Below are 11,924 nucleotides of genomic sequence, written 5' to 3'. Positions count from 1 at the left end.
TATGGGCTTCGATGCCCGGACGGTTCTCAGAGGACGGTCGATGTCTACTGCCACTGGGCGCCCGAGGTAGGTACACCACCATGACCACCCTGGCGGTTTCCCTGACTACCGCCAGGCACGAACAAGGTCTTCCGGACCCCAGTGCGCCGCAAGAGGCAGATCGTCCTCAACACCACAACGGGACACCGCCACCAGCGCCGTGCCCGGCTCGGCGCCGGGCACGGCGAGCATGTCCCGCACCAGAGCGTCGTACTCACGCCGGCCGAAGGGCTGCGACTCCAGCCACTTCACCGAGCCGATGAAGTGAACCCGCCCTGCAACGGGTTCACGGTCGGCTCCGATCAGGTCGATCTCCGGGTTGTTCTGCCGGTTCCACCAACCCCCGACCGCCTCCGTCTGCGGCCACCTCTCATCGGGCAGCAGGCGCAGCAGCGACTCGCGGACGACCGGCTCGACGGCCCGGCCCCGCCAGGTCGTCCACGACCGCTCGATGCGCTCCAGCGCCAGATCACCGCGACCACGCTCGATGAGCGGGATCGCGCGCTGCAGGAAAGCCAGCCAGAACCGGAGATACGGATCGGCGATGCGATAGCGCTTGTTCTTGCTGTCCGCCTTGATCGAGAGCGGCAGGTCAGCGGCCAGGACCCGCTTGGCCAGCAGCGTGTTCAACAGCGGAGACAGCGTGCCCGAGGGCAGCACGCCCGCACCGCCGGCTTGTGCGGCAATGGTGGAGAAGGTCCGCTCGCCACTGCCGACCGCTTCCAGGATCGCGCGCGAGTGGGACGCCTCGGGAAACTCCCCCAGCAGCGACAGTTCTCCCGCCACCAACAGCGGCGCAAGCGGGTTGGCCACAGCCTCGCGCAGGAAGTCTCTGCGGCGCATCCCCGGCCGCCAGGACTGAACGATCTCCGGGAACCCTCCGGTCATCAGCAGAGCGTCCACCGATTCCGCCGCGTCAAGACCGGTCATCGCCTGCACATCGGCCAGATGCAGCGGCTGTACGGTCATCTTGGCCGCCCGGCCGAAGAACGGGCGACCGTAGGACTGCAGCGCCTCCATCACCGACATGTCACTGCCGACCAGGATCAACAGAACCGGCTTGGCGGACAGGTGACGGTCCCAGACCGTCTGCAGCGCCCCCTCGAACTCCCCGTCCTGTTCCACCAGCCACGGCACCTCGTCGACCACCGCAATGCTCGGGGCATCATCCGGAACCGCGACCGCCAGGGAGCGCAGCGCCTGGTTCCAGTCGGCGGCCTGCAGCCCGGCCACCAGCTCAGCCCCGGGCAGAGCGGAATGCGCCAGCGTCGCGGCGAAGTCCGCCCGCTCGGCCACGGCGTTGCGGCCCCGGGTCGCCTGGAAGACCACGTATGGAAGCCCGGAACGGTCGCAGAACTCCTGGACCAGACGAGACTTGCCCACCCGGCGCCGCCCCGTCACGATCACAGCCTGACCACGCGTGGCGCCCGTACCATCGGCTACCAGGCCCAGCTGCCGAGCCATCTGATCCAGGTCAGCAGACCTGCCCTTGAACTCCATCAGCGTCACATCCCCAGCATCCATGAAACATAGATTCGATATTACGTAGATTGAATCTTACTTAGATGCTAGCTCGCTTTTGACGTTTACGTCGGCGACGCCGGGAAGGCGTCGCGCGCCGGCGCCTCAGCCCACTCACCCACGAGCGCCGCCGCGGATTCACCCCTGGGGGCTCGGACAGCCCGCCCCGAAGGTGACGCAGAGTATCCGAGGAGTGACTCTTATAGTTGCCCGAGCCGATGACCTACGGGCCATCACATCCGCGGCCACCCTTACCGCGCTGCGCGGCGGTCGGGTCACCGTCATCAAGATCCAGCATTTCGCATTGCAGGGCATCCAGGACATTTCCAAGTCATGGGACATGCGTGGGACGACAAGCCTGACAACTCATCAGCTAAGCGTCTGACCTGGGCGAATACCTGAGTACTGTCCGGCCTCCGGAGCCGTGTGCGCAGGTTCGAATCCTGCCGGGGGCACTCCGGAACAAGGCTCTGACCAGCGGAAACGCAGGTCAGAGCCTTTCTTGTTCATGCCAAAACGCACACGGGCTACGTTGCCGCGACTTCCGCCCGAGCCACTGCCCTGACCTGGCTCTTTGCAGCGCCAGGCACACGAGATCCCATATGCCTGATCCCGCGATGCTGGTGCACGCGGGACATACGCGGGATGGAGTCGCCATGCGAAGTGCTCTTCGTAGTGACTGACACGCTCTGAACTGCAGGTATATCGGGCAACCTGAGGCGATGACACACGGAGCCGCGCGCCGTTGCACTTACTGGGGCGGAACCCGAGCACAGCCGTGAGGCAGTAGCGGGCCCGCCTCCGCTTCTGGTGGCTTCTCTTGCAGGGGCCGCGTCAGCCTTCCTTGGCGGGCACCCGGCCTTGGCAAGAAGGGCGAGGATGCCTCGAAGGCTGACAGGCGCTCAGTCGTACTCGTCCAGCAACGCCTCGATCCGCTCGTTGGCAACAGCCTGGCGCCCGTAGAGACACTTCGCGTACCGAGTCAGGAGGACTTCAACGCTGTTGCCTGCCCGTTCGGCGACCTCGGTGGGGTCGACTCCGGCGTTCAGCCACGTGGACAACGCTGAGTGCCGCAAGTCGTAGGGACGGGCCACAAGAGGTGACGCCAACAGGTCGGGAGGAAGCGCAAGTTCTCGTGCCTCGTGCCAGACACGGTCGTAGGTGCTCGATCCCACGATGCCGCCGTTCTCGTTGAAGAACAGCCGGCCGTCGTCCGCGGTCCCGAAGGTGTCCACGCTCCGCATCCACACCTTCACGAGTTCGGGCGGCAGCGGCACCGGACGCGTGTCTCCTGGCGGACGGCTCTTCAGGCCACGCTCGTCATGGACCTGCCCGCTGTCCGTCCACTTCTTGCCCGCCTGTGGCCGAGTGACGTGCAGTGTGGCCCTGCCCCATCCCTCGGCCGGTAGGTGGCAGTCCGGCAGCGTGACCGCCACCGCTTCGGCTGGTCGCAGCCCTGCGTAGTACATGCCGGCGAACAAGCCGACCAGCCTTCGCCCGCGCCCCCGCCGGTAGCCGCCGACGTAGGAGATCGCGCAGAGCAGGCTCCGTGCCTGGAGGGGATTGACGACCACACGGGGGTCGACCTGCTTAGCGGTCTCGGAGATCCGCCAGTTGACGGTAGCCAGCGGATCGGCGCGAAGCCTGCCCTGCTCGATCGCGTAGCCCACCACGTTCACGAGGGTCATGCGCTTGCGCCGCTGCGTCTCGGCGGCTGCGACCGTACCGTCCCGCTTCAGCTGGAGAGCCTGCAACACGGTCCGCGTCACGGCCGGGTCCAGCATGTCACCCAGTGGACGCGACGCTCTGGCGACCCAACTCAGGGCGAGCCGCACTTCGACGGGCGCCCTGCGCGAGTCGCCGAGGCATGACGAACGCCCAGTCCCTGAGCGTGCGCCGCAGCAGTTCGTCATCCGGACGGCCTCGCAGGCCGCGGAGCATCGCCTGGGTGATCACGCAGAGAGCGTCGTTCGTCTCGTTGCGGGTCTTTGCCGCGATCTGTGGCCACCGCATCTCCAGGTACTCGAGGGCGAAGGCGTACCAGCTGATGACGGCCGGACCGCGGTGGTTCCCTCCAGAGGGCGGGGCGTCGGAAGCGGCTTCCCTGACGGCCCGGACCAATGAGGAGCCAAGCGCGTCGGCCAGTTCCCGGACGTCCGCCGCACCTCCCGCAGACCGGCTTCCGGCGAACTTCGCGGCCATCACGGTCCTCGCCCCGCACCTCCTTCGGGGAACGCCGTGCATCTGAAACGTCGAACTCCTCATGACGCCCACCACCTCTCTCATCAGGGTGAACGCATCAGGCCATCCGCCGATGGCACGGGAAATGAATCGAGGCGCACCATTGCTCCGCAAGCCGAGATGCACACACCCTCGAGCGGGGAGGATGGGAGGTAGGATTAGTGGCATGAGTGAGCCCACCGGCAAGTACTCGATCACCATGCCGCGCGACATCGCCGAAGCCGCCAAGGCCCGCAGCGGTCCCTCCGGCCTGTCCGCCTACGTGGCCTCGGCCGTCGCCCGCCAGATCGAACGGGACAACCTCAACGAACTCATCCAGGTCGCCGAAGCCGAGCACGGCCCCGTCACGGACGAGCAGATCCAATCTCTCCGTGACCAGCTCCACCAGGCACGCCACGAGCAGACACAGCGCGGAGCGAACGCCGCGTGACCCGCTCCCCCGCCGTCCCCAGCGGCACCCTCGTGCTGGACAGCGAGGGGCTGGCCAAAGCCGTCCTGCGCGACCCAACGGTAACCGGCTGGCTTGCCCTGGCCCGCGCAGATGACCTGCGCGTGATCACCTCGGCGGCCACCCTCGTGGAAGTGGTCCACCCCCGGATCAACAGGCCGGCCCTGGAGTGGACACTCTCCCGCCTCGTCGTGGAACCGGTCACCGAGCCAATCGCCCGGCACGCCGCCACACTCCTCGCCGACGCCGGTCTCCACGGCCACAAGTACGCCATCGACGCCATGCTCAGCGCCACCGCCCTGGCCGCCCCCGGACCCGCCACCGTCCTCACCTCCGATCCCGATGACCTCACCGCGCTGTGCGGCGGACGCGTCACCGTCATCAAGGTGTGACCAGACCGGGCGGCATCGGAATTTGCCCGTCGGTCATTCCTTGCCCTGAAGCCCGATCCACGACTCGAACGCCATCAACTGTTCGCCCGCAGCACCGAGCGAGCAGGGAGCGGACTCGTACTGTACCGACAAGTTGACCTCGTACAGCTTGTACACCGCCGGAGAGGTTTCCCCCGCCATCGATGCCTTTCTCAGGGCTCGCGCCACGCCGTCGACGTTCGCCGCGCGCAGGGCGTCCGTGACCTCCGGCCACACGGTTTCCGCGATGTGGCCACAGAGCTCCATCAGGAAGCGGCCCGCTCGCACCGCGCGGTCGGAGATGGCCTCCTGTCTTGCCTTGTGCAGGTGGTCCGCGAGGTGGTCGTTCCGCTCGTCCTCGCTGTCCCACGAACCGTCGTCGTAGATCTCCCTCCGATCGATCGCGGCTTGGAACTCTTGATCCAACTCTTCTTGGGTGAGCGTGGGATGGGACGCCTTGACGTCCTTCAGGCGCTTCATGTGCGTCTCCACGGGCGCGGCGGGAAATGGACCCCCGTCCCGCAGCGCGGTCAGCAGCACGACGGTGTCGGCGGCTCGCCGAAGCTGCTCGTTGTCGACCAGGCCGTACAGCTCGTAGGCGTATCGTTCAACGGCCCCGGGTGGCGAAACGCCCGTTGCCGAGTGGGCACAGGGCTTCGACAACCCGTTCCTTCTTCGGGTCGTAGCCGCCAAACTCTCATGTCCACGGGGTGGTCATGGCCGGTGCCCACTCAGTGTGGTGGGCAGGCCTGCGAGGTCGGGCAGGACAACATTCGCCCCGCGTGCCCGCATGGCGCCCGCTGTGTCGGCGTGGCGCGACCGGTCGATACCGATGACCAGGCCGAAGTGGCCACGGCGCCCCGCCTCCACTCCGGCGATCGCGTCCTCCACGACGGCCGCGCCTGCCGGAAGGGTGCCGAGCATCCCGCTGAAGATCTGCTCCTTCCTGGCAGCGACCGCCCCCACCGTGTCGCAGCCAGGGTCGTCATCGGGCACGCCCGTCGGCAGGTCGATCCCGCGCGCGGTCAGGAAGGCGAGTGCGCCGTCGTAGCGGGGCTTGCCGTCTACCAGCTCCCGGTACTCACCGTCGGCGTCGAAAGGCCGTTGCCTCTCGACGCCGGACGCCCACGCGCCCAGGCAGCCGTCGAAGCGCCGCGAGGCCTGTGGCCAGAGCGCGTCGCCTCCAGCACCTACGACCGGGCCTGGCACGAAGCCCGCGATCTAGCCCTACCGCCTGAACTTGTGGGCTCACCCCTCGCGGCCCGCCCCTACGATCTCCGCCACTCCGCCCTGTCCACCTGGCTGAATGCTGGAGTCGACCCAACCGAGGCCGCCAAACGCGCCGGCAATAGCGTCGAGGTACTCCTGACCCGCTATGCCAAGTGCCTGTACGGACGCCAATCGATCGCGAACCAGCGCATCGAGCGATTGCTGAACGAATACTCGCAAGACGCCGACTCTTCGGCATTCTAGAGAGCACGGTTACCAGAGTCGTTTAATGGAAAGGCTACATCATCCGGTACGTCATTCGTCCAGGCGCTGGATTTTCACCGCGCGGGCGTCACCGTTGGTGGCTAGTCCGTCGATTAGACGCTGGATCAAAGCCCTACCCGATGGTTCCAGCTCGGATGAGCTCCGTAGGATTTCTAGCCATCCCGGGAGTCTCCAGGAGCGTGAAGCGACGGCTTTGTATCGGTCGCCGATCAGATCGTCGACCCACTGCAGGCCGGTTGTCGCTTGCCAGGATCGGGGTGCAGTCTCGATCAAGTCGATGAGGGCATCGACCGACTCGTGAGTAGTGCCCGCGACATTCATCCAACGTGCAATGAGTGGACTGAGGTTCTCGGGGTTGATCCATTCGCCTCTGGCTGTGTTCAAGGAGGCCGAGGGCTCGGAGTCTGCCATATCGAGTGTGGGGTGTGGGATAAGGGCGGCTACTGCATTCCGGCCTTGATAAGGGTGCTGGCGCGGATCGACGCCCGACTCGATTGCGTCCAATACGGTCTGCATGACAGTGGGCCACACGTGAGGCAGCGTGCGACGTAGCTCTGCGTCGTACGTGCATAGCAATGACAGGTCGTGAAGGAGTTGAGCGAGTGCCGGCGCATTGGAGGTGAATTCTCGAAGATGAGCTGCCAGAGGGGAGAAGTTACCTTCGGCTGCAGCACCCATCAATACGCGGATGACACGGCGATGGCATTTTCGGAAAGTTGCCTGACTGTATCCCTCCATGGCCCAGCGAGCTGAACCTTTACGGTGGGCTTCCCAAAGTGCGTTGAGAAGGTGCCGTGCGCGGGACGCGACGCAGCTTCCCGAATGTGCGGCGTCAGTTGCTGCCATGATTGGTCCAGTCAGCCGGTTCACCAGCAGCTGGTCAGCCCCGACCTCGCGGAGGGCCTTCGCAGGTGGGCCGCCGAGTGGTTCGATGGGGCGTCGTTGCAGTTGCTGGTTCCACGGCCCCAGTCGGCAGTCACTGAGACCTGCCTCGACTGCTGTCCAGGCGATCTGATGTCGGCATCCGTCTTGTTTGGGACCGGTACTACGGAGAGCCGACCACGCGCGAGCCAGAGCCGATCGGCTTGTACCAGGCTCCAGATTAGTGTTGCAAGGAGCCGACCAGACGCGGGCCAGGCCCAAGGGCAGTGCGCAGCGTACCTCGTCGAACAGACTGGTCGAGAGGCGGAACAGGGCCTGCTGGACGCTATCGCGGTCGAAGGGTGCTGCATCGAAGGTTTCCAGTAGCAGAAGTGGCACACCAATGGCGGCTGAGCGGTCGGCGCCCATGGAGTGCAGACTCGACATCACGGAGTATTCGTTCACATTTGGATGCAGTGCGGTGTCGAGCAGGAGGTTGGCCGCCCAGGCGATGTCGTCCCTGGCGATGTCGATGAAGCCGTCAGCGTGGGCGACCATGGCTGCCGCAGCCGTCGCCGCCATGGGATCCATAGGCTGGGGCAATACTTGCTCGGGCGGATCGGCAGCAAGGGATCGGGCCAGTTCCAGGTCTGCCGTGAGGGTGTCGAGAGGGGCGGACCTGTCTTCGTTTTTGGCGTACGTAACGAGAAGCCGGATCGCCTGCTGGTTCCGTGCGTGTTCCGCATTCTCTGGAGCAAGCCCAGTGACGACCTCTGGGGGCGGTACGTACTGGACGCCAGTGCGGCCGTCGTCCAGTTCGACCAAGTGATAGTTCTGCGCGTAAAGCCGGCTTGCCCACCCCTTGATCATCGAAAGAGTGCCGCTGGTGGCCCGGCTGCCGAACACGGTGTCACTGCCGCGGCGCAGCAGTTCGTCGCCTACCTCGTGAAGGACAGTAAGGCGGTCCAGGTTCCCAGTTAGAAGGGCTGTACCGGTGGTCTGTTCTGCAACCTCAAGGAAGGTGAGGCGTCGCCTATCGCCGCCAACGGTGTCGGATGAGTCGGCTCCTTGGGCGTGAGGGTTGAGCTCAGCCACAGCACGGATGGATTCCAGGTGCCAGATTCCTGGTTGAGCCAGCCAACGGTCGAGTTCTGTGCCGGCGGAATTTGGGTGACGCACCAGCATGCCAACGATCAGGCCGGGCATGGCCAGGTTTCTGCAACCCCGCATCAGTAGTTCGGTAACCTCGCTGATGGGCAAACCAAGCTTATCGACGAGGTGGTCGGCGAATAGCTCGACGGAGAGTAGCGCACTCATGCACGGGTATGGGCCGACGCTGGTGCCTCGGTACCACGACCACACATGCTCATCACCGATGTACAGCTGACGGCCGCCACCGGGAAGATCGAGTTCCACCCCTCGAAATGGCTCGTCTGAGTCCGCGCCGAAGGATGAGGATTTCCCGCGTCGCCCGACTCGCGTCGAGGCAGCGTGGTCGAGCAGGCGGTGAATCATTTGGAGGGTCTCGATCGGCTTGGCTCTGAGGAGCCAGGAGAACGGCCCGAAGTCCCAGCCAGCCATCGGGCCGAAGACGCCGAGAGTCTTGGTATGCCCGCGCACACCCTCGTCTAAGGGATCGGGGTGGGAATACCAGGGGTCATCAGTGCGGGGCTTCTCGATGTAGTACGCCTCGGTAAGCAAGAGCAGCAGTCCTGGGTGGGTGCGTGCCATCGATCGAGCGGTGTGCTCCGATTCGACGGCAGGCGCCAGGAATCCGCCGCCTTCTTCAGCGAGGCCACGCAGGAAGGCTTCTGCGCGGCCATCAAGATCTGCGCCGAGCATCGCGATCGCCTCGACGGCGTTCTCGTCGTGCCGCTCGGGGTCGACCGCCAACAGCGCGTCGCGAACCTGCTGACGCAGCGGAAGTGCCGCAGAGCCTGCAGCGACCAGGCCCCGGAGCCAGGCCAGTACTAGCTTCCATACGAGGGCTGGGATACCGGGCGATGTGTGGATGCTGCCATGCTGATCCGGGTAAAGGCCGGTGCTGTGGGTGAGCTGCACCATGGGGGCCAGGATGACAGGGTCGCCGATGCCATTGCGGCTGTGTCCGTCTAGGACGAGGCGGAGCAGCATAGCGAGCTTGTCCGGTTGCCCTTCTTCATGGGTGAGCGCGGGCCAGGCTGCGGTGAGGGCTTCGCTCGCCGAGCCGAGGGTCAGTATGGCTTCGAGGGGAAGTTCGGCCCATCGATCACCGTGGTCGACGGAGATGGGGTCGAATACCTGTTGCAGTTCCATCCGCGCCGACTCGCTGTCCCGACCCGCATTGGCGAGTGTCGCTTGACATGCCAGGCGTACCGCCCGCAGCGCCCACCGCGGGGCACCGGCAGCTTCCAGTAGCTCCCATCCATCCTTGAGGAGGAGATGGGCGACCGCAAGGTCACGAACGAGATCGCTGGCGAAGTCGTCGAACGGCCTCCAGGCACGGTTGGGGCCGGCGGGCAAGAGGAGCCCGTCTGAACGCAGCGAAGGGAGTGCCGCCGGGTCCGGCGCTTCGACGGCCGTCGAAGCGGAGAGCAGGCGTCGACGTGCGAGAGCGGCCATCGCCTGCTCCCTGGCATCCGGGGACGGGCGGCCCGGTGTCGTCCTCTCACCGTCGCGTACCAGCTGACTCCATACTGCGGCGAAGACGTCGGCTTCCGACAGGGCGCCGTCAGGCAGGACTTGCGTGGCGTCGGCTCTGAGTAGGAGGTCGACGAGTCCCGGCCGGCCCAGTAGCCACGCTGCCCGGGACTGCTGGCCGAAGCGAGCTACGGAGGGGAACGCCTGCGTCAGTTTCTCTTTCTCGACGTCGGTGAGTTGCGGCACCTCGTGCTGCTCAGGCCGCGCAGCTGCTGGTGATGCGGCGTCGTTGGCTTGTTGCAGTGAGTCCAACACCGCGCGTGCTGCGTCAGTTCGAGTTACTGCGGCCACGCCGAACCCCGCCCGCAACGCGGCAACGGCCAGATCGGTAAGCAACCTCCGGTGGTCTTCCAGGACGGCTTCAGCACCATCGATGACCAGAAGCCGCACGGTGGTAGATTCCGCCTCTTGCAAGACCTCTGCGAGTGGACGGCCAAGGTCGGCTTCGAGAGCGGCAACTGTGGGAGGAAGATCTCGCAGACTCACGGCAGCCACGGTGGCACCGGCCTGTTGCAGGTCATCGACCGTACGCAGGGCGAGTGCGGACTTGCCTACATCCGGCTCGCCTAGGACGACTAGTGTGCCCTGGCAGGCCCCAGTTTGAGCAAGCCTCTGACCCAGAGCCTGGCGGGCGTTGATGCGATCGAGTTCGAGGTGTCCTTGTGTGTCGGTCAAACCCCGGCCGGTGTTGTCGCGCAGCATCTCGGCGTACCGGTCGAGGATCTTCCAGGCAGGACTGGAAGGCGGTGCCACGTCTGGCAGGGCGTCCAGGCTCAGGCTGCATCCGAGTGCCGTCTCCAGTCGGCTGCATTCGTCCGGGGAGAGGGTCTGGGCCCAGCGGTCCACTCTGCTCGCGGCAAGGCGGCCTGGACCGTCGGTGAGATGGTGCTTGGCGATGACTCCGATGATTCGACCGCTGCTGAACACGGCAGCGCCTGACATGCCTTCCCAGGGGGAGGACTGCGGCTCTGGGAGCATGGCGGGTGGAGTGACCGTCAGGTCGAGGGTTCCTTCGCGTCGATTGGAGAGAACCGTGCAGGTGGCCTGCACGTGTGCGGAGTCCCGGTAGAGCATGCCGTCTGTGCCATGACGGAGCTTGTAGCGGGGGAATCCGATGGCGCTGCAGCGCAGTTCGACATCACGCTCGCCGACCTGGCCGAAAGCGGAGGGGGTGAGTGGCTCCCTTGCGCTGTTCGGGCTCGGGATAGCAAGGACGGCGACATCGGTGCCCGGGTGCGCCCAATCCGCCACTGCTTCGACTGTCCGCTCGGTCGGTCGGTCGGCGTCGAAGCGGACTCGTAGGACCGTCGCGTCCGCGATGACGTGAGCGGCGGTTAGTACCCTGCCAGTCGACACCAGGTAGCCGGAGCCGCGGCGAGACCGGCCGTCCGGCAGAGTCACGATGATCTCGGCGGCGCGATCGATGTGCAGCCCGGCCATCCGCACCGCACCGCGGTTAGCGTTCGTTGTCGACCTCATCTCCTGAGATCAGGACAGGGTGCTGTGTGCCATCCGGTGCCACCAGCTTCGGCTGCAGGGTGAGACTGATGCGATGGGTCTGCGATGTCGCGAACTTGCCTTCAGCGTTTGCTTCGACAACCCAGAAGTGGACTTTCCCGCCAGCCCCGGCCGTCCGCTCCACTGCCACGGTCGTCTCTATCTCCACCGGGCCTAGCTCGAACCGAACCGGTCCGACTGGCCCGTTGCTCATCGCGGTGTTCAGTTCCTGCCGCAGCTGCTGGACCATCTCTGAAAGTTCGATCACGTTGTCCTCGTTACAGCCGGTTCCGCTCGGTCCCGGAATCCTATCGGCGGCACTGGTCCGACGGGGCGCGAACAGCTTGCATGGCGGCCACCCCAAGGCTTGCTGGCTCTGGGCGAAGGTCGCGAGGTCCCACTCACCGCACAAGTGGCTGGCTAGAAGACTGATGAAAATGTTGGGTTCTGGCCCCGCCGCGGGAGCGGCGGGGCCAGACTCGTTTTCGTGGTTCAAGGGGAGTGGGTCGGGGAGACGGTCGGGCCGGATGTGTGGGCTACGTGCCGGGAGTTGATCCCGGTCGGGAGCGTGTTCGCGTTCCTGGCCGAGCATCGTGGGCAGCTGTTTCCCGCGGTGATGTTCGAGGACATGTATCCGTCGGCGAACGGCCGTCCGTCCATGCCTCCGCAGATCCTGGCCGCGGCGATCACGCTGCAGGCCCTGCACGGGATGTCGGACTTCGAGACGGTCCAGG

At 65.7% G+C, this 11,924-nt stretch carries 8 protein-coding genes and 2 pseudogenes; 4 read left to right on the top strand and 6 right to left on the bottom strand.

Features of this window, described 5'->3' with window-relative positions; translation table 11 throughout:
* Positions 1–105: 105 nt before the first annotated feature.
* Positions 106–1,539, bottom strand: coding sequence for a DUF234 domain-containing protein (locus tag J7F03_RS36755; protein WP_214957390.1), 1,434 nt, complete (start codon positions 1,537–1,539; stop codon positions 106–108).
* A 923-nt stretch (positions 1,540–2,462) separates the two neighbouring features.
* Positions 2,463–3,344, bottom strand: coding sequence for a site-specific integrase (locus J7F03_RS36750; RefSeq protein ID WP_251073046.1), 882 nt, complete (start codon positions 3,342–3,344; stop codon positions 2,463–2,465).
* A 623-nt stretch (positions 3,345–3,967) separates the two neighbouring features.
* Between J7F03_RS36750 and J7F03_RS36745 the strand changes: the two genes are divergently transcribed.
* Both J7F03_RS36745 and J7F03_RS36740 read left to right on the top strand, forming a co-directional pair.
* Entirely contained in the window at positions 3,968–4,231 is a 264-nt protein-coding gene (locus tag J7F03_RS36745) for a CopG family transcriptional regulator (protein ID WP_214957342.1), read from the top strand.
* Positions 4,228–4,641 (top strand): type II toxin-antitoxin system VapC family toxin, encoded by a 414-nt coding sequence (locus J7F03_RS36740; RefSeq protein WP_214957340.1) that lies wholly within the window; start codon positions 4,228–4,230, stop codon positions 4,639–4,641. Before J7F03_RS36745 ends, J7F03_RS36740 begins: the two co-directional genes overlap by 4 nt.
* Before the next feature lie 33 nt (positions 4,642–4,674).
* Here J7F03_RS36740 and J7F03_RS36735 read toward each other — a convergent pair whose 3' ends face one another.
* Positions 4,675–5,322 carry a hypothetical protein gene (locus J7F03_RS36735; protein ID WP_214957338.1) on the bottom strand — a complete coding sequence of 216 codons (648 nt, stop codon included), beginning with the start codon at positions 5,320–5,322 and terminating at the stop codon, positions 4,675–4,677.
* A 51-nt stretch (positions 5,323–5,373) separates the two neighbouring features.
* Entirely contained in the window at positions 5,374–5,868 is a 495-nt protein-coding gene (locus J7F03_RS36730) for a hypothetical protein (RefSeq protein WP_214957336.1), read from the bottom strand.
* Between J7F03_RS36730 and J7F03_RS41660 the strand changes: the two are divergent.
* Positions 5,836–6,132: pseudogene (locus J7F03_RS41660) on the top strand (site-specific integrase); the annotation flags it as partial. The gene J7F03_RS36730 and the pseudogene J7F03_RS41660 overlap by 33 nt on opposite strands.
* Before the next feature lie 51 nt (positions 6,133–6,183).
* Here J7F03_RS41660 and J7F03_RS36725 read toward each other — a convergent pair.
* Entirely contained in the window at positions 6,184–11,133 is a 4,950-nt protein-coding gene (locus J7F03_RS36725) for a trypsin-like peptidase domain-containing protein (RefSeq protein WP_214957334.1), read from the bottom strand.
* Between the two features lie 16 nt (positions 11,134–11,149).
* The gene (locus J7F03_RS42485; protein ID WP_214957332.1) at positions 11,150–11,458 is read right to left on the bottom strand and encodes a trypco2 family protein; all 309 of its coding nucleotides are present in this window, start codon (positions 11,456–11,458) and stop codon (positions 11,150–11,152) included.
* A gap of 261 nt (positions 11,459–11,719) precedes the next feature.
* Between J7F03_RS42485 and J7F03_RS41655 the strand changes: the two are divergent.
* A pseudogene (locus tag J7F03_RS41655) lies at positions 11,720–11,924 on the top strand (IS5/IS1182 family transposase); the annotation flags it as partial.

The organism is Streptomyces sp. ISL-43, assembly GCF_018614195.1.
Classification (GTDB): domain Bacteria; phylum Actinomycetota; class Actinomycetes; order Streptomycetales; family Streptomycetaceae; genus Streptomyces.
Note: the sequence above shows the minus strand (reverse complement) of the source record. Positions and strands in the feature narration are given on the sequence as shown.